The organism is Paenibacillus hebaui, from assembly GCF_051934385.1.
In the GTDB taxonomy this organism is placed as follows: domain Bacteria; phylum Bacillota; class Bacilli; order Paenibacillales; family Paenibacillaceae; genus Paenibacillus.
Window position 1 is genome coordinate 1049102 of sequence record NZ_CP196836.1, and the last position, 23651, is coordinate 1072752.

17 protein-coding genes are annotated in these 23651 nt (G+C 49.8%); 15 read left to right on the top strand and 2 right to left on the bottom strand.

Features of this window, described 5'->3' with window-relative positions:
* Nucleotide 1: 1 nt before the first annotated feature.
* Both ACR32F_RS04630 and ACR32F_RS04635 read left to right on the top strand, forming a co-directional pair.
* On the top strand, nucleotides 2-1417 hold the full coding sequence (locus ACR32F_RS04630; RefSeq protein WP_440116600.1) for a hypothetical protein: 1416 nt from the start codon (nucleotides 2-4) through the stop codon (nucleotides 1415-1417).
* The gene (locus tag ACR32F_RS04635) at nucleotides 1414-2823 is read left to right on the top strand and encodes an ANL family adenylate-forming protein (protein WP_440116602.1); all 1410 of its coding nucleotides are present in this window, start codon (nucleotides 1414-1416) and stop codon (nucleotides 2821-2823) included. Before ACR32F_RS04630 ends, ACR32F_RS04635 begins: the two co-directional genes overlap by 4 nt.
* 297 nt (nucleotides 2824-3120) lie before the next feature.
* Here the strand turns inward: ACR32F_RS04635 and ACR32F_RS04640 are convergent, their stop codons facing one another.
* A complete protein-coding gene (locus ACR32F_RS04640; protein ID WP_440116604.1) occupies nucleotides 3121-4890 on the bottom strand; it encodes an alpha-glycosidase in 1770 nt (589 codons plus the stop codon).
* A 259-nt stretch (nucleotides 4891-5149) separates the two neighbouring features.
* A complete protein-coding gene (locus ACR32F_RS04645) occupies nucleotides 5150-5728 on the bottom strand; it encodes a hypothetical protein (RefSeq protein WP_440116606.1) in 579 nt (192 codons plus the stop codon).
* A gap of 431 nt (nucleotides 5729-6159) precedes the next feature.
* Here ACR32F_RS04645 and ACR32F_RS04650 point away from each other — a divergent pair, with 431 nt between their 5' ends.
* From ACR32F_RS04650 to ACR32F_RS04710, 13 genes are all read left to right on the top strand, one after another.
* Nucleotides 6160-7173, top strand: coding sequence for an ABC transporter substrate-binding protein (locus tag ACR32F_RS04650; RefSeq protein ID WP_440116608.1), 1014 nt, complete (start codon nucleotides 6160-6162; stop codon nucleotides 7171-7173).
* Between the two features lie 96 nt (nucleotides 7174-7269).
* Complete coding sequence (locus tag ACR32F_RS04655; RefSeq protein ID WP_440116610.1) at nucleotides 7270-8283, top strand: FecCD family ABC transporter permease; 1014 nt, start codon at nucleotides 7270-7272, stop codon at nucleotides 8281-8283.
* Nucleotides 8280-9323 carry a FecCD family ABC transporter permease gene (locus ACR32F_RS04660; protein WP_440116612.1) on the top strand — a complete coding sequence of 348 codons (1044 nt, stop codon included), beginning with the start codon at nucleotides 8280-8282 and terminating at the stop codon, nucleotides 9321-9323. Before ACR32F_RS04655 ends, ACR32F_RS04660 begins: the two co-directional genes overlap by 4 nt.
* Before the next feature lie 13 nt (nucleotides 9324-9336).
* Complete coding sequence (locus ACR32F_RS04665) at nucleotides 9337-10158, top strand: ABC transporter ATP-binding protein (RefSeq protein ID WP_440116614.1); 822 nt, start codon at nucleotides 9337-9339, stop codon at nucleotides 10156-10158.
* On the top strand, nucleotides 10127-10909 hold the full coding sequence (locus tag ACR32F_RS04670) for an IucA/IucC family C-terminal-domain containing protein (protein ID WP_440116616.1): 783 nt from the start codon (nucleotides 10127-10129) through the stop codon (nucleotides 10907-10909). The genes ACR32F_RS04665 and ACR32F_RS04670 overlap by 32 nt, the downstream gene beginning before the upstream one ends.
* Nucleotides 10910-11561: 652 nt before the next feature.
* A complete protein-coding gene (locus ACR32F_RS04675; RefSeq protein ID WP_440116618.1) occupies nucleotides 11562-12587 on the top strand; it encodes a hypothetical protein in 1026 nt (341 codons plus the stop codon).
* 147 nt (nucleotides 12588-12734) lie between these two features.
* Nucleotides 12735-14090, top strand: coding sequence for a diaminobutyrate--2-oxoglutarate transaminase (locus tag ACR32F_RS04680; RefSeq protein WP_440116620.1), 1356 nt, complete (start codon nucleotides 12735-12737; stop codon nucleotides 14088-14090).
* 11 nt (nucleotides 14091-14101) lie between these two features.
* Nucleotides 14102-15517: an MFS transporter gene (locus ACR32F_RS04685; protein WP_440116622.1), complete on the top strand. Its 1416-nt coding sequence runs from the start codon at nucleotides 14102-14104 to the stop codon at nucleotides 15515-15517.
* On the top strand, nucleotides 15495-17297 hold the full coding sequence (locus ACR32F_RS04690; RefSeq protein WP_440119686.1) for an IucA/IucC family protein: 1803 nt from the start codon (nucleotides 15495-15497) through the stop codon (nucleotides 17295-17297). The genes ACR32F_RS04685 and ACR32F_RS04690 overlap by 23 nt, the downstream gene beginning before the upstream one ends.
* On the top strand, nucleotides 17272-19374 hold the full coding sequence (locus tag ACR32F_RS04695) for an IucA/IucC family protein (protein ID WP_440116624.1): 2103 nt from the start codon (nucleotides 17272-17274) through the stop codon (nucleotides 19372-19374). Before ACR32F_RS04690 ends, ACR32F_RS04695 begins: the two co-directional genes overlap by 26 nt.
* Nucleotides 19371-20147, top strand: coding sequence for an HpcH/HpaI aldolase family protein (locus ACR32F_RS04700; protein WP_440116626.1), 777 nt, complete (start codon nucleotides 19371-19373; stop codon nucleotides 20145-20147). Before ACR32F_RS04695 ends, ACR32F_RS04700 begins: the two co-directional genes overlap by 4 nt.
* On the top strand, nucleotides 20144-21433 hold the full coding sequence (locus ACR32F_RS04705; protein WP_440116628.1) for a type III PLP-dependent enzyme: 1290 nt from the start codon (nucleotides 20144-20146) through the stop codon (nucleotides 21431-21433). The genes ACR32F_RS04700 and ACR32F_RS04705 overlap by 4 nt, the downstream gene beginning before the upstream one ends.
* A complete protein-coding gene (locus ACR32F_RS04710; protein WP_440116630.1) occupies nucleotides 21393-23363 on the top strand; it encodes an IucA/IucC family protein in 1971 nt (656 codons plus the stop codon). The genes ACR32F_RS04705 and ACR32F_RS04710 overlap by 41 nt, the downstream gene beginning before the upstream one ends.
* Nucleotides 23364-23651 lie beyond the last annotated feature (288 nt).

A 23651-nucleotide genomic window follows, 5' to 3' on the forward strand; every position in this document is an offset into this window, starting at 1 on the left:
CATGATCATTCATTCGTTTCAACCGACAATGGATATTCCATACTATTATCCGTGTAATTTTCCTTTGATTCAAGAAATACTCCAGCGTCAGGGCTCCATAAGCAGTCTGGGGCTGTTAGCCTCCAGCCGGTTGTATAGTCTGCCTTCCTGTTCGGATCACGGCCTGATGAAGCCTTATCTTCACAAGCTGAATTATGGTGAGCCGGTGTGGGAAGTGTTCGAAGAACGGGAGTTTGGCGGCTTTGAGCAAGGAAAGGAATATATTCAGCGGCGGCTGCGGGATGGGGAGCTTTTTATCGCAACGGGTACAAGCTATTGCCTGCCTTATGGGGAGGATTACCGCAATCCTGAATATATTCATAAACTCGTTAAACAAGGCTCGCGCCTGCATCTGGTCGATCATTGGCTGGCCGTATACGGAATGGATGAGGAGCAGTTCTATGTCTATGATCCCGTCCCATCCAAATACATGGGAGCTGTCTCGTCTGCTGACTTTCAGGAGTTCTGGAAAGGAAACAAAAACATTTCGGAGCTGGAGGTAGCCCGACGTAAAGAAACGCTGCGGACCTATGGCACGATGGAGATTCGTGCTGTGAAGACACTTGACTCCACAGGATATCGGGACACGCTGTGCTCTGCGCTGGCAACCCAGGCTTATGAATTCATCACAGGCAGAACAGTCTGGCAAGGAAAGCGAAGCTACTATTTTGGACAAGCCGTGACTTTACAATTGTTACAAAGCCTGCATCCAGATGCCGAGTCGGATCGGGAACAAGAGAAAGCAGTCTCCGCGTTCCTGTTCGACATGCGCTGGAGCCGCTACTTTTTTCGCGATTTGCTGGAAGAAGCCGCCACATGGCTGGGGACTCCCCATGATCGATATGCTGCGGAATTCCACGCCTTGATAGCCCGCTGGGAACAGGCGCACAAGCAGCTCCAGATCGCCAGGATGAAGCGAAGCCCGGATTGGAGGCAGCAGTTAACGGTTATCATCCAACAATTGGCGGCGGACGAATTACGCTGGTACGAAGCGTTGATGACCACGCATCAACAGGCCAATCGGTTCAAGCAGACCGCTTCGGCTGAGGGGAATTCGGCGTCCTCACACCGAGAGGCCATCCAGCGGATTGTACTAGAGAGCTGTGAAGAGCTTAATCGATACCATAACGCACCAATTGCTCTGGAGCATGGCATGCAATCGCCTTTGTATGGAAGTCGGGGAAGACTGGACTCTCTTGAACTTGTAACTTTGCTTGCGGTTGTAGAGCAAGCGGTTGAGGAGCAGTTCGGTGCAGGGATCGCTCTTGCGGAAATGGCTGCTGCTTCCATGCCGGATAGTCCTTACCGAACCGTGGAATCGTTGGTTGATTACCTGGAGGTGCAATTGAAACGTTGCACGAAGGGTGATGAGCGATGAGTATCACCTTTCTTCTGGAACGATTCGACACGTATGGAAACCGCCCCGCGTTGATATGGGAGGACAAGCAATATAGCTATAGCTGGCTATTGGATCAGATACACACCTTTAGCCAGTGGATATCCAGAGAAGGACTTGAAGAGGCAATCGTTGCACTTGAAGAGGATTATTCGCCCTATGCTGCAGCCGCATTGATTGCTCTTCTGGAACGGAATTGTATTGTGGTTCCGCTGGATCATCATCTGGTTAAGGCCAAACGGGATGAATATGCAGCGCTCGCCCAGGTGGAATGGCGCATGAGTATCCTGGACGGAGAAATAACGGTCAGACGCTGCCCTGCGCAAGATCGTCGCTCCCCCATATTGGACAAGCTGGCTCAGGATAAGAAAGCAGGTCTGGTGATTTTCTCATCCGGGTCGACAGGACAAAGTAAAGCTGCTGTTCACTGTGCGGATCGGCTGTTGGACGGATTCAGACGGCAAACGCGGCCGCTCTGTACAATTCCCTTCATGATGTTTGACCATATTGGCGGGTTAAACACGATGCTGCAATCCCTGTCCAGCGGCGGATGTTTATGCATCATACCGGATCGCTCTCCTGTGGAGGTATGCAAAGCCATTGAAAAGTACCGCGTTCAGGCACTGCCAGTCTCCCCAACGTTCATGAACCTGATGCTCCTTAGCAGAATCTATCAGGAGTTCGACCTATCCAGTCTCGAAGTGGTCTCCTATGGTTCAGAGGTGATGCCAGAGATGCTGCTTACTGCATGGAATCGCCAGTTTCCGAGTGTACGCACGGTGCAGGCTTATGGCATGTCAGAGCTTGGAATTTTGCCGATCCGTTCCAAAGATTCGGGTTCACGGCTGTTTACACTCCGCGATGAAGCCGTCCGCTATCGGATCGTGGACGGTTTGCTTGAAATCCATACACAAACCGCGATGATCGGGTATCTGAACGCCCCGTCTCCGTTCACGGAGGACGGCTGGCTCCAAACCGGGGACGAAGCAGAGATGGAGGAGGGGTACATTCGCATTTTGGGTCGCCGCTCCGAGATCATTAATGTAGGCGGACGCAAGGTTTATCCTGCGGAAGTGGAGAGCATCCTGGAGCAAATGGAGATCATCGAAACGGCTGTCGTGAGTGGAGAGCCGAGTGGGATTACAGGGCAAATGGTCAAGGCCACAGTCCGATTAACCGCTGAATTGTCCTTATCGGAATTGCGCAGACAAATCTGGGAATTTTGCCGAGACAAGCTGCCCCAGTACAAAATCCCACAAAAGGTCATCGTGACCCGAGAAATTTTAACAAGTTCGAGAATGAAGAAAATCAGAAATCCTGGTGCATTCGCCTTTGTCGGAGACGAAGTTGCGGCAAGTGTGGAGGAGGAAGCGGGAGGGGCGAATTAACTAACGAAGTGACTGAAGCTGCTGAAGTGGCTGATTAATGCCGATGCGAGATGATACACAACAGATTGCAATGGGGAGAAGGGAACCGTCGGATGCATTACGCATCAACGGTTCCCCTTTTTTGATATTATCAGAAAGAAAAAAATACGGACCATGATGTTCCTGATATTACATGAAAAACTTCCGTTGAACGCGGTCTGGCTTCTTTGAAGCATCGTCGATAGACGTTAATCTTAAGAGATGCACTTCGAGAGATTTGTATAGCATCGAGAAAAGCTTCATGATTAAAGTAGAATATTATGCTTTTACATGTGATTTGACATCCAGCTGTAACAGGGAGAAACTATACGCATCCAGGTCCAGTTTCAGCTTGTTTTGCTGAGTTTCCCGGGAGGTGGCTGAGAATACATCACGCCAATTCCCCTGGTGCAGCGGTAGCTCTATGGTACGAGGTTGTTCGCTTGCATTGAGGACAAGCACGAATTGTTCTCCGGTGGTCTGATCCTTGCGTCCAATGGCAATGCACGGATCTCCAGCTTCAGCGTAAATCATCGTAATGTCCGCACTACGCAAAGCAGGGTGTTGTTTCCGCAAGGCGATGGTTTGAGTAAAGAAATCGAGCAGCTCCTTGTTCTGTTTCCGTTCGTCCCACTCCATACATTTGCGGCAACCTGGATCATAACCTCCGTCAAGCCCCACCTCGTCACCATAGTAGATACAAGGAGCGCCTGGATACGTAAGCAGCAGAAGGACGGCGAGTTTCATTTTGCGTACATCCCCTTCACATAGGGTGAGGAGTCGCGGCGTGTCATGACTGCCCAGCAGATTGAAGGCTGCTTCCGTTACGGGCTGTGAATAGGCAGCGAGCAGTTTGCCAATCTCGTTGGCGAATCCGAGAGCGTCCAGCTTGCCGTGTACAACATAATCCAGAACCGAAGTGGTAAAAGGATAGTTCATGACCGCATCAAACTGATCCCCTTGCAGCCACATGATGGAATCATGCCAGATTTCACCGAGAAGATAGGCTTCGGGATTAAGTGCTTTGACCGTTTGCCGGAATTCCCGCCAGAATTGATGATCCACCTCATTGGCTACATCCAGCCGCCAGCCATCAATGCCAATATCCTGAATCCAGTAACGTGCCACCTCCAGCAAGTAGTCCTTGACCTCGGGATGCTCGGTGTTCAGCTTGGGCATAAGGGGTTCAAAGGCAAAGGTATCATAAGTGGGAATACCGTCCTGAATACGCGCCGGCCACTCTCTGACATAAAACCAGTCCGCATAACGGGAAGCAGCCCCGTTCTCAAGTACATCCGCGAATGGAGGAAATTCTCTGCCGGAGTGGTTGAACACCGCGTCCAGAACAACCCGTATGCCGCGTGCATGGCACGCATCTACAAGTTCCTTCAATTTCTCATTGGTGCCAAAGTGGGGATCAACCCTCATGTAGTCTCCGGTATTGTACTTATGGTTGGTTGTAGCCTGGAACACCGGGCAGAAATAAATGGCGTTAATGCCAAGCCCGCTCAGATGGTCGAGATGGTCCAGAACTCCTTGCAGGTCACCTCCAAAAAAATTGACAGGTGTTGGTTCACCGCCCCACGGCTCTGCGTTCTTCGGACTGATCGACGGATCACCATTGGCGAAACGTTCAGGAAAGATCTGATAGAACACAGCGTCCTTGACCCAAGCTGGGGGTTCAAAGATATCTGCCGGATTCATAAACGGAAAATCAAAAAACTCCAAAGGATGATCGGACAGAGCCTGCTCGAATCCACGTTCTGTCATCCACACCGATTGCTCTCCCTCAATTAGCTGGAAGCCATAGCGTAATCTGCGGTAGGGTGGTTGTGCTTCCACTTCCCAATAATCGAACAGGGCATCCCGGGCAAAAATGTGCATGGGCAGGTGGAGGACTGTACGATCCCAGGCATATTTATCCCCAATGATGGCGATAACAGCATCCAGATCTCCGCGTTTGGAACGGAGCCTCAGGTGCATGGTCGAACGATCATACGCATAGGACCAATTCATTTTGGGACGATGATAAATGGCTTCAAGTAACATAGCATTCACTCCTTGTATCGGATGGATAATACGGCTATAAAACGCAAAAAAGGCACAACCCCAATGTTCACGAGGTTGTACCTTTCGGCAGCATAGCCTTTTGATTATAGTGCTATTATACGAATTAACTCAGCAAAAGAAAACACTTTTTTTCCTTTAATTTCAAATTCATTTATCTGAAAAGTATAGGATATTTCCGCTTCATATATGATGTAAGGGTGAAAGGTTATCACCGTACACTACGTGCGGTTACTATGTTTTAAAATTCATACCCAAGTTTATTGGCATAGGCAGATAGTTCTTTTTGGAATTTCTCAATACCTTTCTTTCCTTCAGCAATTTTGGCATTCGCTTGTTTGAGGACCGCGCTGTTTACCGTTGTTTTGGAAACCGACTTTTTGGTTAGCTGGAATCCTTCCAGTTGTGCATAGCTTCCTTTGATCAGTTTGGCATGAATTTTTTGCAATTCTGTATTCTGCGGCTTGATCAGCTTCAGCTTGGATACATACTTGGTGTAGTTTGGAATGGCTATATTCGTTAATTTCAGAAAAATCGATTTGCGATTGGAAGACGTAATGTATGAACCGCCACTAACAGAATTGAAAGCCTTCTCTTCATACACGGCGGCGTTATCCAATTGCTCCATGTAGTTCAAGAAATCTTCCTCGTCAGCTGTAAGTTCCGGTTCTTCTTCTGTTGTGTCCACTTCGGAGTATCCATCTTCCGAATATGTAGATGTTGCATCGTCAGCGGCCGCAGCATATGATCCCGTAGGAAGTAGCACCCCACCAAGCAAAATAAAACTCATAATAAATGATATTACCCATGACTTCTTCACGTTCTAATTTCCCCTATCTATAGATGTGATATTATTCCAATGGATAATCTAACATAGTTCAACAAGAAATTACAGGATTCGATTTACAGTATAGTCCGCATTTTGCATCATTCGATTGTTATCGCTCATGGATACAAGATTTAGACGAATAGAATTATGTCGATCGATATCTTGCTGATTGGAAGTCGCTTTGGGGATTTATGCAAAATGCTAACATATATGTATACAGGGATAACAGTATATTATTGATTTGTATTATATTCATAACGTCGAAATGACCCTGTTTACGGATATTGAAGTATATAACTTTGTTCGACACAACACGGGAACTTTTTCCGGATAAAATGCTTGTATAATGGGTGCATCTCCATTACAATACAAATGATAATGAGATTCAATATCATTTAGAGGAAAAAGGGGAGACGGGTTACATGTATAAAGTAAAGAAAAAGCTATACATTTATGCAGCACTTATTCTGATGATTTCACTACTTGCTGGTTGTGCTTCGGGTGGAAGTGCCGAGACAACGAATACGTCCAGCCAAGCCGCAAGCAGCAATGAAAGTAATAACGAAAGTGATACAACTGCCAGTGCGACTGAAGTTCAGACCAGAGTGATCAAGCATGCCATGGGCGAAACCAAAATTGAGGGAACCCCGCAAAAGATCGTGACACTGTTCCAGGGTGCGAATGATGTAGTTGTTGCCCTGGGCGTGAAACCGACAGGCGTAGTCGAATCATGGGTTCAGCAGCCCGTGTATGAATATCTGAGAGCTGATCTGGATGGAGTAACCCAAGTGGGTCAGGAATCCCAGCCCAATCTGGAAGAGATCAACAAGTTGAAACCGGACTTGATCATTGCTACGAAGATCAGACATGAAGAGATCTATGAGCAATTGTCCCAGATTGCACCAACGGTAGTGACGGAGACCCTGTTTGACTGGAAAGAAACGGTGAAAACTGTTGGCGAAGCGATGAATATGGTCGAGCAATCGGATAAACTGTTGTCTGATTGGGATGTCCGTGTAGCTGATTTCAAAGAAAAGATGGGTGACCGTCTTCCGATTGAAGCAACCATCACGAACTTCAGAGCCGATCAGGTTCGTATTTTCTACATGGGATATGCAGGCAAGATTTTGAATGAGCTTGGATTCACCAGACCCGCAGGACATGATGCCGACACGTGGGGAGTTGAACTGACTTCCAAAGAGAGCATTCCCGATATGAATGCAGACATGATCTTCAACTTCAATTCAGGTACGGAAACAGATGCCATTCAGAAAAATTACGATGATTGGACCAGCAGTCCACTTTGGAAAAATCTTGATGCAGTTAAGAATAACCAATTGGTTCAGGTCGATGAAGTAGCCTGGAACATGGCAGGTGGATACACATCGGCCAACATGATGCTGGACGATCTATATAAGCAGTTCAACCTGAACTAACTAACAGAGCAGGACCTGCCATGCACCAAGACATTCGTTAACGAAGTGTATGGGCAGGCAGGTCTTTTGTCATTTTACAGATGAAAGAGTGAGAATATGTTTCCCCTTTTTACAAAGGCAAGTGCCAAGATCTATGGACTGGCTGGTTTATTCATATTGCTTCTACTTGCTTGCCTAGCCAGTATGATTCTGGGACGCACGCACATCACGTTTCAGATGGCATGGGATGCGCTGCAATTCTATGACGAGAGCTCCGTGGAACATGTGGTGCTTCTGACGGAGCGGCTGCCACGTACAATTATTGCGGCTGTCGTTGGTGCAAGCTTGGCCGTGGCGGGCGGACTGATGCAGGCATTGACACGTAACCCGCTGGCATCACCGAGTGTGTTCGGGATCAATGCAGGTGCGATCTTTTTTATTGTCGTTGCCATCGTGGTATTGTCCGTATCTTCACTCACCACCATGATGTGGTTTGGCTTTGCCGGAGCTGCCGTTGCCGCAGCAATTGTATATGGGCTAGGTTCCCTCGGTCGTGATGGCCTGACACCGATCAAAATTGTACTGGCGGGTACGGCCATCTCAGCGTTGTTTGCCTCGTTCACACAGGCCATTCTGGTGCTGGATGGAACCGGATTGCAGGATGTACTGTTCTGGCTTGCCGGTTCAGTAAGCGGGCGGACGCTGGATATGTTATATCCTGTTCTGCCGTACATGACAGCCGCAGCCATTATCTCTCTGTTCATGGGCAGAGCCATCAATCTGTTGCTGACGGGTGACGATATCGCCAAAGGTATGGGACAAAATGTACTTCTGGTCAAGGTGCTCATGGGAATTGTTACTGTGTTGCTGGCGGGTGGTTCGGTTGCCGTAGCCGGTTCGATTGGTCTCGTCGGTCTGGTTGTCCCGCATATCATGCGTGCACTGGTGGGCAATGATTACCGCTGGCTTGTTCCTTACTCTATTGTAGGGGGAGCGATCCTGTTGTTGTCTGCGGATGTTGTTGCAAGACTGGTAATCATGCCGCAGGAAGTTCCACTCGGTGTCATGACTGCACTGATTGGCGGACCCTTCTTCGTGTACATTGCCCGCAAGGGGGTGACGAAAATATGAGGAAGATGTTGACTTTCCGCAACAAAAAAGACACCATCTCGGTGCAAATGGAACGAAAATCACTGGTTGTCATCGGCATATGTATCCTCCTGTTCCTGGTCGCAGGGGTGGTCGGTACCAGTATGGGTACTGACTTTATCTCTCCGTTGGACGTACTCAGAACGATATTTGGTATGAACGCAGGCGAGCATGATTTCGTCGTGCTGACCCTGAGACTGCCACGAGTGTTATTATCTCTGCTTGTAGGTGCAGCGCTCGGCATGTCAGGCGCAATCCTGCAAGGCATTATCCGTAATCCGCTGGCCTCACCGGATGTCATCGGCATCACTGGCGGTGCAGCTGTTGCGGCTGTAGGTTTTGTTACAGTGCTGGGCGGAACCGTGAGCATCAAGCTGTTGCCTCTGTTTGCCATCGTCGGTGCGATTGTGACGGCATTGATCATCTACGTGCTTGCCTGGAAAAAGGGAGTCAGTCCGATCCGCCTGGTGCTGATCGGGATTGGGGTATCAGCCATTACCGGAGCCGGGACGACCTTTATGCTGATCCTGAGTCCGTTCTACACAGCAGGTCAAGCTTATATCTGGCTGACAGGAAGTGTGTACGGAGCATCGTGGACCGATGTCAGAACCATTCTCCCGGTTATCATTATTGTTGTGCCTTTGGCGATCTGGTTCGCCCGCAGCCTGAATGCACAGGAGTTCGGGGATGATCTGGCCACGGGGCTAGGTGTTACCGTTCAGCGGCATCGTTCAGCGTTGCTGTTATGCAGTGTACTGCTGGCGGGAATCGCCGTCGCGGTTGCCGGAACCATTGGCTTTGTAGGCCTGATTGCTCCACACATTGCTCGGAAGCTGGTTGGACGGATGTTTGGCAGTATGCTCATTGTGTCAGGTCTGGTCGGTGCCTTGCTTGTATTTGCCGCCGATCTGATTGCCCGTACCGCCTTTCTGCCGCTTGATGTTCCCGCAGGGGTGTTCACCGCTGGCGTAGGCGCACCATTTTTCCTGTACCTGTTGTTCAAGAATCGAAATCAGTTTTGAGGAGGAGAGAGCCGTGAGTATTCTGGAAGCCAAGGAGCTTACTATCTCCTATGGAGCAGATCCCATTATTGAAAATTTGAACCTGACCATTCCCAAGGGACAGATCACCGTCCTGATTGGCAGCAATGGCTGTGGCAAATCCACGCTATTGCGCACGATGGCAAGGTTGCTGAAGTCCAGCTCGGGTTCCGTGCTGCTGGATGGAGAAGAGATTGCAAAGCTGCCAACCAAGGAGATTTCAAGGCGCATGTCCATTCTGCCACAGGGTCCTACCGCTCCAGAAGGCTTGACGGTGAACCAACTGGTCAAGCAAGGACGGTATCCACATCAAACGTGGCTGAAGCAATGGTCCCGTGAGGATGAGCGCATGGTTAAGCTGGCATTGGAATCCACACATCTGACAGAACTCGCCGATCGGCCTGTGGATGCATTATCCGGTGGACAGCGTCAGCGTGCCTGGATTGCGATGACACTCGCACAGGGTACCGAAACGCTGTTGCTGGATGAACCTACAACCTATCTGGATATGACACATCAGATTGATATCCTCGATCTGTTGTTTGAGTTGAACGAACGGGAAGGACGCACGATTGTCATGGTGCTCCACGATCTGAATTTGGCATGTCGTTATGCGCATCACATTGTGGCTGTTCACAACAAGTCCATCTACGCGGAAGGCAAACCCGAAGAAATTGTTACACAGGACATGGTCCGAACGGTCTTCCAGATGGAGTGTGAGATTGCGGTTGATCCGCTGTTTGGCACACCGACATGTATTCCGCATGGAAGGGGGAGGAAGCTGAGTGGACAGCAGCGTTATACACAACTGGCTTGACGAACAGGAGATGCAGACCCTCATTGCGGAATATCGGCTGACGCAGGAACCGTTCGGGGATGAGGGCTTGTCCATGCCGTTTACGGATTTGCTGAATCCATCAATCAGTTTGCCTTTTCTGGAAAGGGTCAAGGATATCTATGAGACGGAATCGGATACGGCAGCTGTATCCCTTTTTGCCAAGCGGTACGCTTATCTCGTTATTGCATCCGGCCTGTATGCCATGTCCCGTTTCAACAAAGGGCTGAATGTTGAGATAACTAACGGATTCATGGAAGCCATCTATAAGGGGGAAGCGTGGCTGCCGAAGGCACGGTTAAAGAATTGGCAGGTCACCTCGCCTGAGGCGGGAGCACGTGAAGTTTGGCGAGATCAGATCATTGCACAGATGTTTGCCGAGAACCTGGCGAAGGTATGGCAATCCCTGTCTACAGCAACGCGCACATCCCGCGCTGTCTTATGGGAGAATACCGCCATCTATGTGTACTGGTTGTATGAGAATCAGTTTGCGGAGGCAGCAACGCCAGAGGAAAAAAGCCGGATAGAGGCGGATTTCCATTATCTGCTCCATGATGCGCCTGCGCATCTATTCGGTGAGTCGCGCAATCCGCTAAAGCAGTTCAACAGTCCCAAGCGAGTGACAGCTGTTTCGGATACGTCCATTCGTGTGCGTAAGACTTGCTGCTTTTACTATCTGGCTGCCGAAGATCCCGACGATTTCTGCCCGACCTGTCCTAAATTAAAGCATTAATTTAAATGTTTCCTATGCACTCAACTATCACTTCGATAATCATTCAACTAATGATTCAAGCTATAACTTTATTCTTCAACCATCCACATCAACCCCACTGCATTCAATGCGGATAACAGAACAGGCAAGCTTTGTCTTCATCATGATCCAGAGCTTGCCCCGTTTGTTGTACCTGTTATTCGATATAAGCAAAACCACGTCGACATAAATCCGCACAAGATCAATCTTATTTTTCCTGAAAAGTTTATTATTGACAACGTAGATTGAATTGCCATAAAATAGATTTTATATGATATTGATAATCATTATCAATATGAAGTTAGAAAAATTCGATGAAAGTATGAGCAATATAAGTTGAACTAATCATTTACACGTAACGGAGAGGACAGAAAAAACCTGAAAAAGCGGAGCTACAAGCTTTCTGCAAGAAAGCTACTTCGAAAGCATACACTTCGCCCAAAAGCTATCTGAGAGAAAGCTGGCATCGAAAGCATAGGCTTATCACTGGGTTTCCCCTTTGGATAAGGGAGTCAAAAAATCTGGGGATAACAGCGATTGGAAGGTTGTTCTGTCATTGTAGTGTCAGTGTAAATAATCTTTAATTCAACTTATATAGAAGCAAGTACTTTCATTCAATCGAGGAGGCTTTCCAGTGTTTCCGAAAGGGATTCAAAATCTGCAAAACCGACTCATTATAAGCAAAGCGAGAGAATTGGGCATCACCTGTGAGCCACTTCTCGAAGGATGCGAAGATTTTCTGAAGCTGTCTGTAGGGGACAAGCAAGTCATCATTAACAAAACCAGATCCCATCGTCTGCCGTTAATCGCTGGACTGCTCGCGAAGAACAAGCAGGCATGCAATATGTTACTGCATGAACAGGGAATGCCTGTACCGTCCTTTATCGTGATCCCGAAAATGGGGGGCGATGCAGCAGATTTTCTGGAAAGGCATGGCTCTATTGTGGTGAAACCGCTGGATGCGAGCAGCAGCTTGGGAGTGACGCTGGATGTGCGTACCGAAGATGAATTGGAAACAGCCATTCGTCTTGCGGGTGTCCATGGCAGCAGCATTATGTTGCAGCAATATGTGACAGGAATTGATTACAGAGTGCTGATCATCAATGGTGAAGTGGCGGCTGTGAATGAATACCGACCTGTCTATGTCGAGGGAGACGGGACGTCAACCGTTCGGGCGTTAATCAAGCAGTTGAATCAGAATCGAATTGAGATGACGCCCATTGGTGAGTATGAAGCTTTTCCTCAGGTTGATGCAGAAGCTGAACGTCTGCTGGAGGTATTGCGTGCACAAGGGACAACACTGGATGAAGTACCTGCCGCAGGAAAAGAAATTGAGCTATATGATCTCCGTAATTCAGCCGCCGGAAAAATCAGTGAATTCTATAAGGATTGTACCGAAATCATTCATCCCGAGAATGCCCGAATGATCATTCAGGCGGCCAAGACTCTTCAGATTGATGTAGCGGGAGTCGATATCCGTTGTCGTGATATCCGCACTCCGATCTCGGGAGAACAGGGGGGAATTCTGGAAGTGAACGCTTTGCCGGATCTGACACACCACGTCTATCCCCATGGCGGGACGACTCGTGATGTGGTTCGGCTATACCTGGAATACCTGTGTCAGGAGCAATGCGAATCCAAGACTTATAACAACGTATAGATGACAACATATGACGGATAACAGATGACGAATAACGTCATTTATAATTTGGACCTTACCATGATTTTTAACCATTACCATGCCAAATAGCATGAGTCACAGGCAGCTGGTTCAGCCTGAATCGATTATAAGGAGTGTTAGAGGGCTATGTCAGTAGAGGTGCAGACGGAATATCTGAAGCTGCAAAATGAGAAGGAATCCAATGCAAGATCGTATCCAAGACATTTCCCGCTTGTCATTAGCAAGGCCCATGGGGTGAAGGTTACCGATACAGAAGGCCGCGTATTCTACGACTGCCTGGCTGGTGCAGGAACATTGGCGCTGGGGCATAACCATGACACGGTGGTCAACGCCATTCGCGATGTCCTGGATCAGCAGATTCCGCTACATACACTGGATTTGGCAACGCCGCTGAAGCTTTCATTTATGCAAGAACTATTCTCCATTCTTCCGAAAGAGATGCAGGACAAGTCCAAAATCCAGTTCTGTGGTCCAACCGGAGCCGATGCGGTAGAGGCAGCTATTAAGCTGGTCAAACATGCTACAGGTGGCAAATCCATTCTTGCCTTTCAGGGTGGTTATCACGGTTCAACGCAAGCCACCATGTCCATGAGTGGTAATCTGAGCAAAAAGGAGCATCTGCAAAGCCTGCTGCCAGATGTACATTTCCTGCCGTTTCCTTACGAATACCGTTGCCCATTTGGGGTCGGTGAAGGCATGACGGCCCGGTTAAGTGCGCAGTACATCGAGAACTTGCTCGATGATTGCGAGAGCGGGATTGCGGCACCGTGCGGGGTCATTGTGGAGACGGTGCAGGGCGAAGGCGGTGCAATTCCGGCAGACATTGAATGGCTGAAGGAGCTGCGCCGAATCACGGCAGAGCGAAGCATTCCGCTCATTATTGACGAAGTGCAGACAGGCATTGGACGTACAGGTCGCATGTTTTCATTTGAACATGCTGGAATCATACCCGATGTGATTATCTGCTCCAAAGCGGTTGGTGGAAGTCTGCCCATGTCTGTCGTCATCTACAAAGAGGAGCTGGATCAATGGCAGCCTGGAGCGCACACAGGTACATTCCGTGGCAATCAGCTAGCCATGGCTGCGGGACTTGCCACACTTCGTTATATCCGGGAACAGGATGTCCTGCACAACGTGCATCTGCGTAGTGAACAGTTCATGAATCAACTGCATGCGTTGAAAGAGCGATATGCAGAGATTGGTGACGTCCGGGGCAGAGGGCTGATGATCGGTGTTGAAGTGGTTGATCCGACAGGACGCAAGGATCGTCTTGGACATTATCTGCCGAGTGGAGAACTGGCTGCATCCATTCAGCGTGAATGCTTCAAAAATGGGCTGATTGTGGAACTGGGTGGACGTCATTCGGCTGTTGTCCGTTTTCTGCCACCGCTGAATATAACGGAGCAAGAATCGGGTGCGATCCTTGCGATCTTTGAGAAATCGGTAGCTGAAGCGATTGCCTTAGCAACGCCCGCATGCTGAAGCTGTCCCTGATGAAGAGGCATGCAGTATTACTCGCGATTCTGATCGGTGCTTTTTCTCTGGTGCTGACCAACAGTGCATTTAACCTGCTGCTGCCTTATTTTGTGCAATACTATCAGATTTCTACCACAGCAGGAGGATGGATCATCGCGCTGTACATGCTCGCCATGACGTTAACAATGCCGCTGGCTTCCCTGATCGTGGACCGACTGGGACGCAAGCAGACGTATATGCTGGGCATCAGTATCTATGGACTGTTCTCGGTGGCAGGTGCGTTGTTTTATCACTCCATCGAAGTACTCTTGCTGGTCCGTTTCATGCATGGGGTTGCCGCCGGGCTGATGATTCCGTTATCACTTGTGCTGTTGTTTGATGTATACGGACCAGAGGTGCGAGGACGAATTACCGGAGCGTGGGGCTTGCTGCTTATGCTGGCTCCGGCTGCCGGGCCTACGCTTGGTGGATTCATCATTCAGTATGGACGGCTTGAAATGTTGTTCTGGCTCAATGTGCCACTGGCTGTGTTCTCGTTCATCGGGTGCGGTCGAGTCATTCAGACCTATATCCCTGCCCGCAGAAAAAAATGGCATCCATCCAGTGTGATGATGCTGATCTGCGCTGTGGGTGCCCTTAGTTTGGGGTTGCAATTGTACGCAAGTCCAGTCGTGGCGGTATGGGTGCCTTGGCTGCTGATTGCGCTCGGTGTGGTGCTGCTCATTCGTTTTGTCCAGACAGAGAATAGCCAGAAGGAACCCCTGATCCGGTACCAGTTGCTGCGGCGAAATGCTGTATTCCCGCTGACGGTGCTGATCTCGACCATTCAGGATTGTGTGATGTTTGGCGTGATCTTTGCATTGCCGTTATTGTTCCAGGATGTCTTCCACCTGTCGCCGGCGCTGTCCGGTGCCTTGTTCATTCCCTTGTCGATCTGTACAAGTCTGTTCATGTGGATTGGCGGCAGTTTGCTGGATCGTGGTCGGTCCATGCATTTTATCGCATGGGGCACGTTGCTGGTGTCGATATCGATCTTGTCGTTTGCGGTTCTGCCCATGGGAGCATCGATCTGGATCATCGGCATGCTCATGGCTTGCCGGGGAATTGGCGTTGGTCTGTCCGGCATGAGTATATCTGCTATCGGTTTACAGGCGTTACCAGACGAAGACATGCATGAAGGTTCAGTGTTGTCGACCACGATTGAGCGGCTGGCTTCTTCGTTTGCGGTAATGGGCATGACCCTGTATTACGATATGCGCTGGCAATGGCTCGCCGGGGCAGGAGCGTCCATGGAGGTGGCCAAATGGGGGGCACTTAAAGAGATCTGTATCGGACTTGGCTGCGCCATTTTGCTTACACTTCCCCTCGTCTTACTTATAACCCGAAAGAAGGTTGGCATCATTGTTCGAGATGGAAAACAAGCTCCGGTCTGAGGCTGAGCAGCAGGCCTATGAACATTCGTGCAAGCTGCTGCTGAACTGTTACATCCGTGAGCTTGCGTTAGAGAAGGAAGGCGATATTCGGATTAATCCGAATACGCTGACGTACGCTGTTGCTTTTCAGGCCAGCGGGGTGACGGTGACAGGACAGCTGACCTATTACTCTGCAATGGGGGAGCATGAATACCTCAGCATGGAATCTGGCGGGGAAGCGGTGCATTATCGAGACTTGGTTCGCTGGATCACATGTGAGCTAGGCGGACATGAGGAACAATATCTTTACTCGCGTGAACATGGAATGATGAAAAGTGTAATGGAGGTGCAGCATGCAACGGAGATAAAAAGTGCACTGGAGATAAAAAGTACCCACACCGTGAAGGAGAATACGAATCGCACTGAAGAGTATGCCAGAGATTTTGCACAAAAGGTAGATAACAGTGTTGGCAACCTTACGTTGTATATCGAACAAGCGGCCGGTCTCGACATCCATGACTATCGCACATCTGAACAGTCACTGTTGTATGGTCATCCGTTCCATCCGTTTCCGAAGAATTCCAAAGGCTTCAGCGAGCAGGATGTACATAAATACAGTCCGGAGCTGCGCACATCGTTTCAACTCTGTTATATCGCCGTGAGGCAGGACGTCTATGTGCAGGAATGGGTGGATGACGAGGCGGAAATGGATTTGCATGACCTCTTGCGGAGCTATGTGGAGCCTATTTTAAAAGAAAAGACGGGTATGTATGGGCTTCTGCCCGTCCATCCATGGCAATACGCGTACATATCACAGTTGTCCGAGGTACAGCACTATATTCGAGATCAAAAATTAATTCTGCTCGGCAGTGCAGGGCCAACCGTCTATCCAACTTCCTCGGTCCGTACGGTCTATGTTCCGGCATGGGACTGCAATATCAAGCTGTCATTGAACATGCAGATTACGAACATGATTCGTACCAATAATGCAGAGCAGATGCGCCGAACACTGGATGCGTCTAGATACGTTAGGCAGCATGACTGCTTCGGTGGTGAACCGAACACCCATATTGCGTATGAGACAGGCGTAGCCACTTGTGCTTTTGATGATGAAGAATTAACGAGTCTGTTTACGATAGCCTATCGGCCAATTGAGTTTGACCCGGCAAGTACGTATGTCTTGTCCAGTCTGGTTGAAGCACCGCTTCCCGGGATGCGCTCTAGGCTGATGACGATGCTGGGTGGTGGACGTGACATAGCGGAACGCTGGCTGGATCGTTATCTGGCATGTTCTCTGTTGCCGATTGTACGGGCGGCGGGAGAGAAAGGCATTCACTTTGAAGCTCATTTGCAGAATACCCTTGTAACATTGAAGGATGGGATGCCTGTGGCTTTTATCGTCCGTGATCTGGAAGGGGTCAGTGTGGATGAGCAACTTATCCGTGAGCAGGATCGTAATGTGTCCGATTTACTGTTTTATTCACGAGAGAAGGCTTGGGCGCGGACATCGTACTATTTTATCGTCAATCATCTGGGATCTCTCATTCATGCAATGGCGCGAGATGTGAACGTACCGGAGGAGTATTTTTGGAAGCAAGTACGTGAGGTGCTTGTGGAGGAACTGGCTCGAAGGGGCAATGCGTATGTGCAGCATCTGCTGACGGCGGACGCATTCCTAGCCAAACAAAATCTGGTGAGTTGTCTAAGAGGGTTCAGCCAGACCCCGGCCTACGTGCCGGTGAGCAATGTAATGAAACAAATAGGGAGTGAAGTTCGTGGGAGTCGTGGGATACAGGGCTGAATCAGGCGGCAGGACAGAAGCAGTATACGTGGATGTACAGGAACGGATCATGCGGCAGACGCTGGAGGCGATGTGGTTCGAAGGCATCTTGGACAGTCATGTAAGTGGGAGCGAATGGCGAACCGAGGGACTTACATCGTCAGGGAATCCTGTGGGGTACACGTGTGAAGCGGAGCGGAAGTTTTCGTTTGGCCGGGTGAAGGTGAAGAAGGGTTCGATCCAAAGGGAAGGCGTCCGCTGCACCGATCTGGATCTGTTTCTGGAGGAAGTTGTACTGAACTCATTGAAGGGTGCAAATGTGACGGCTTTTATTCAGGAACTGCTCGAAACGATGGCAAAGGACAGTCAGTGCCGGGCTATATTGCCCTTGAACATTCCGAGTGAAGATCGGCATTATGATGCGCTTGAAAGTCACATGACCGACGGTCATCTGTACCACCCGAGCTACAAATCAAGACTGGGATTCTCTTTGAAAGACAATCTCGCTTATGGGCCTGAGTTTAACACCGACGTTGCGCTTGTCTGGGTTGCTGTAAAGAAAGAACTAACTCAGACCGCTGTATCTGCGGGTTATACCTCTAAAGAACTGGTGGGGCAACATCTGACTGCGGAGGACGTACAGCGATTTCATCAGATCCTGAAGCAGCAGGGTCGAGGGGATATGGTTGAGAAATCACAGGCGGGTGCAGATGGGAATACTATCGATGCAGAAGTTCGTGGGACCGTTCGTGGAAGTGTTGGGGAGAGCATTGGTGAAACAATTCATGAATTGGCTGGTGAGAGCATTGGTGAGGCAGGGCTTGAGAACATTCATGAAAAGATTCACGAGACAAATCAGACCATTCATGAAACAACTCGTGGAAAGGACAGCAAAGCAGTCCACTTCTTTGGCAGTGATGATCATGGCAAGGTTGATGGGCGGATAGGTTCTCACACTGGTGATCCATATGTATTCATTCCGGTTCATCCATGGCAGTGGGAGCACCAGTTGGAATCGGTATTTGCCCGGCAGCTTATGGACGGAGACATCGTGTATCTGGGCTGTTCTTCCTCGTCCTATCGTGCGCAGCAGTCGATCCGTTCACTCTCGAACAGGGTGAACCCGGACGCCCCCTACATCAAGCTGGCCCTCAGTATTACCAACACGTCGAGCACGCGCATTCTGGCACAGCATACGACCCAGAACGCACCGCTGATCAGCGATTGGCTGGATGAACTTGTTCGTGAAGATGAGCTGTTGCAGCAGGTGCAGTTTGTCATTTTGAAAGAAATCATGGGACTGTCGTTCCGTTATGAGCAGTTACCTGCAACCCAGTATGGACGGGCCTATGGTACGCTCGGTGCCATCTGGCGGGAGAATGTATCGGTTCACCTGAAGGAAGGCGAGACGGCGTGGCCGCTGAATGCGCTGATGTTAGTGCAGTCGGATGGTGTTCCATTTATTCAGGATGCTGTAGAACGTCATGGTGTGGAAAAGTGGAGCGAGGCCCTTGTTCGCACGGTTACGCTGCCGATTATTCATTTGCTCTATGCCCACGGGATAGCTCTGGAATCCCATGCCCAGAATATTATTTTGGTACTGGAAGATGATCTGCCCAAACGAATTATGATCAAGGATCTGCATGATGGTGTCCGCTACGTACCGGATCAACTGTTGCACCCGGAACGGGCACCGAAGCTGAACCCGGAGCCAGAAACCCATCGCAAGTTCAATCGGTATTCATTCATCTATGCGAGAGATGTGTCGGAAGTCCGTGACTATACGTATGATGCGTTCTTTTTTATCTGCATGACGGATATTGCGCTGGCTTTGGAGAAGTTTGGGTTATCGGAGGAAGCGTTCTGGCAGCTGTGCGCAGGGATAATTGTGGATTATCAGAGGCAACACCCGGAGTATACGGAACGTTTCGTTGCATTTGACCTTTTTGCCGAAGATGCACTGATCGAAGAGATGACAAAGCGTCGTCTGTATGGGGATGGGGAGTTGTATTTCCGCAAGGCGAGCAATCCGCTCAAGGTATCGAAGGATGAACTTGAATCCAAGAGAACAGCCGAATTAAAGGGAATAGTCGAATGAGAATTAACACGCTGAAGGAAAAGATTGCACGCAAACAGCCGGTATATGGCCTTTTTGTATCCATCCCGCATCCGGTCATCATTGAGATGATCGGACATGCGGAATATGACTTTGTCATTATTGATCTGGAGCATGCCGCCACATCCATGGAATCGGTGGAAGAGTTGATCCGGGCAGCGGAATTGGTGGGTATGACCCCGCTGGTACGGATCTCAAAGGTGGAGCGAGCGGAGATTCTGAAGGTGCTGGACTGCGGGGCACAGGGTATCGTTATCCCGCATGTCGAGCAACTGGAGCAGGTGGAAGAAGCGGTTCGTCACGCGTACTATCATCCACTCGGCATGAGGAGCCTGAATAGTGGTCGTCCGGGTGTATTCGGGAAATATCCGCTCACCGGATATATCAAGGAAGCGAACGAACAGGTGATGGTTGTACCCATGATCGAAAGTGCAGAGGGCATTCGGCAAAGTGCACAGATTCTGTCTCACCCTCAGGTGAGTTTTGTCCTGGAGGGGGCAGCAGATCTGTCGCAATCCCTCGGCGTGCCATGGCAGACGGAGCACCCGGATGTGAGACGTGCGCTGGATGTATTGCATGCTACAGCACAGCAGTGCGGAGTACCTTATGCAACGGTCACCAGAGGCATGGAGGACATGTCGCTCTGGACTGAGCGGGGAGTACATATATACGTGCTTGGTGATGATCGGAATACGGCATTTCGGGCGTATGCCCAAAAACGGAATGACTACAGGAATGCAGGTGGGCAGACATGAAATCCAGTGTATGGAACGCAATTGATGAACTGCAACGAGTAAGCGAAGACCCGGTATGTTCGTATGTGTATGATCTGGCTGGCATGCAGGAACAGGTACGTCAGATGCTGGGCAGCTTGCCCGGAAACACACAGTTGTTCTACGCCATCAAGGCGAATCCAGATCCGCGAATCATTGAGGCATTGCTTCCATTCGTGAAGGGATTTGAAGTGGCTTCAATTGGAGAGCTGCTCAAGGTAAGAGCTGTGAGCCGTGAGGTTCCGATTCTGTTTGGAGGTCCGGGCAAGAAGGAGAGCGAACTGCGGCTGGCGATAGAGCATGGCGTGAGTTACATCCATGTGGAGAGCCTGCTGGAGCTGCGGCGGATCATTGCGATTGCGAAAGAGCGGGAGCAGGCGCAGGAGGACAAGCAACAACAGGAGCAAGCGCAGGAGGTGCGCATTCTGCTCCGAATCAATCTGCGAAGCAGTACGTTACCCCGGACGAAGATCGTCATGGGCGGTGGGCCAAGTCCTTTTGGCATCGATGAAGAAGCAGTGGAAGAAGCCATTGAACTCATTCGTGTGGAAGGCGCGGGTGTGGTTCGGTTAAGCGGTTTCCATTTTCACTCCTTGTCCAACAATATGGATGCCAGGCTGCACGCCGAGATGATCGAGCTGTATTTGCAAAAGGTGGAGCAGTGGCAGTACAAGCATGATCTACCTGTGGAAGTGGTGAATGCAGGAGGCGGATTCGGCGTGACTTACGACGGCAGCCCCGGATTCGACTGGCCATTATTCACTTCCCTGCTAGAGCAAAGTGAAGCCAGACAGCGCCTTGTTTCACGCGGAGGTCAGCTGTATTTTGAATCGGGTCGACTGCTGGTGGCAGACCACGGGTATTACGCGGCAGAGGTTACGGATATCAAAACCTCACATGATCAGCATTTTGCCGTGTTAAGGGGAGGTACGCACCACAATCGTCTGCCTGCTTCATGGGGACATAACCACCCGTTTCAGATTATGGAGACGGATCGCTGGAAGCATTCGTTTGCCCGGCCTGAGGTAAGGGATCGTCGAGTTCATATGGTAGGTGAGCTATGCACACCGAAGGATCGCATGCATTCCGATGCGGAGGTAGCACTGCTGCGCGTGGGAGATATTGTTTTGTTTGAAAAGTCTGGAGCTTATTGCTGGACCATCTCTCATCATGATTTTCTGGGGCATCCGCACCCGGCATTCCATTATCTAACGGAGGACAATGATCATGTCAACACTGATGAAGCGATCCAGTCTGCAAGCCGCTGAACGCCGGATTATGGCGGATCTGATGAATTCTTTCTTGTCGGAGCAATTGCTCCCACTGGAGGATCACCCGTTCATTGATTTTGCCACGGCACCTGCACCGTTCCGTCGATTGTATAAGGAATATGACATCGAAGGCAGGAAAGACAAGGGAAGAACAGCTTTTGCAACTTTAGATGATGGGAACGAGTCTGGGATCAGGGTGGACGAGCTTTCGGATACGATTGCTTTGCATAATCCAAATGAGGATAAGGACGGAGAGCACAACCAGAGAGTAGCTTCCCATTTCAAATTGCATACTCAAGGTGTATTGTGTCTGGTTGAAACAGGGGTAAGACAGGCGAATCATTGGGTCCAGGGTTCACCGATCTACGAGGAGAAACCAGATGGAAGCTGGGTTCTCCTTGGTTCTCCGGTAGAGGTTGGACGTGCGGTGTTACAGAAGGCTTTGTCGGATGAAGCCTATGCACAGCCCGGAGTGTCGGAATTCCTTGCTAGTCTGGACATCGCTGTGGAGCAGTATGCTCTGGGCTGGGAACAGGTCCGACATCTGTCCACTGACGTCCCGGCATCTGCCTATGAATGGTTTATCAAGGGTGAACGCGTTGCGGCATTGCGGGATCGTCCATTTCACCCATCATCCAAAGCCAAAGTGGGATTCAACGCAGAGGATGTAACACGGTATGCAGCAGAATTCGGGAAGGCGATTTCGCTGCGCTGGGTGGCTATACGGCTCGATGCCGTGCAGCAAGGAGGTGAAGATGGATTGTCCATTCTGGATATATTAGATGATGTTCAGCGCGGAGCGGTGGAAGCCGAGTTTGCCCGAAAAGGGATTACGTTGCACGAATATCTACCGATGCCTGTTCATCCGTGGCAATTGCAGCATGTGATTCTGCCGCACTTCACTGGAGAGATCGAAGAAAGTAGCATTGTCGTATTGGATGTAGAAGTGGGCAACGTACAGGCCACATCATCTCTGCGCTCAATGGCTCCGTCAACCGAGTCCACTCTGATGCTCAAGCTTCCGGTTAGTGTGCTGTCGCTGGGGGCTGCTCGCTATCTTCCAGTAGTCAAGCTGCTGAACGGTCTTGCTGGAGAACGGATGTTGAGGCAGGCCGTGGCTTGTGACGAGACATTGAAGGATAAGGTGTATATGTGCGAAGAACAGAACTGGTGGGGCTTCATGCCAGCATCCATGGGACTGTTCGATGATCATCCCCGGCATCTGGCTGCACAGATTCGTGTGTATCCCACCGAGCTGTTGGATGAAGCCTATAAAGTGGTTCCAATGGCTGCACTGGGTGTGAATCTGGAAGGGCATCATCTGTTAACGGAGATTCTGGGCGAGAACCTGAGCAGTACGGACGTTCTCGATTTCTACCATAGTATAGCTACCACGTTCTATAATATCGTGATGCGTCTGTTCAAGGTGGGCGTTGTACCTGAGATTCATGGTCAGAACTGCTGTCTGGTGTTACGGGATCAACAGGTGAGCGGTCTCTTGTTCCGAGATCATGATTCCGTGCGTCTGCATCAGCCGTATTTGGACAAACATGGCATTGCTGACCCTGCTTATCATATTCGGCCAGGTTACTCGAACAGCCTGTATAATGAGACGATCCAGAAGCTGATCTTCTATGTACAGTCTCTGGGGACGCAGGTGAATCTGGCTGCGATCATGGAGGCATTGAGCGAGGTATATCACATCCCGGAAACGAAGTTATGGGAGATCACGGAGCAGGCTTGGAAAGAAGCGCTGCAACAAGTGCAGCTTCCTGAATCCGACCGGGCCGCGCTCGCTCATGCGATATTCGAGAGCAGGGAGTGGCCCGTGAAGTTAGTTGTCCGTCCGCTGCTTGAAGCGGATGGGGTGCCTGGTGCGATGCCATCGGGCAAAGGCAAAGGGTGGAACCCTTTTTACAAAGGATAGAGGTTGAGTATAGTTGGAGTAGGAGTGTAGAGAAAAGAAGTGGCGTGCTAAAGGATAGATATAGAAGGTAATCCGTTTGACGGGTTGCCTTTTTGGCTTGTTGTTATCAAGAGTTCCGATACTTTGAGGAATAAAACGTTCATCATTATGGCGAAAAAATCTCATGAAATGGAGGTACAGGGAAGAGACTGATGGTATAATCGGGTTATGTGTTACAGTCATACTTAATTATTACCGAAAAGGTTTTCGTAAAAAGCGATATCTATTGTTGTAACCGTAATCATAATT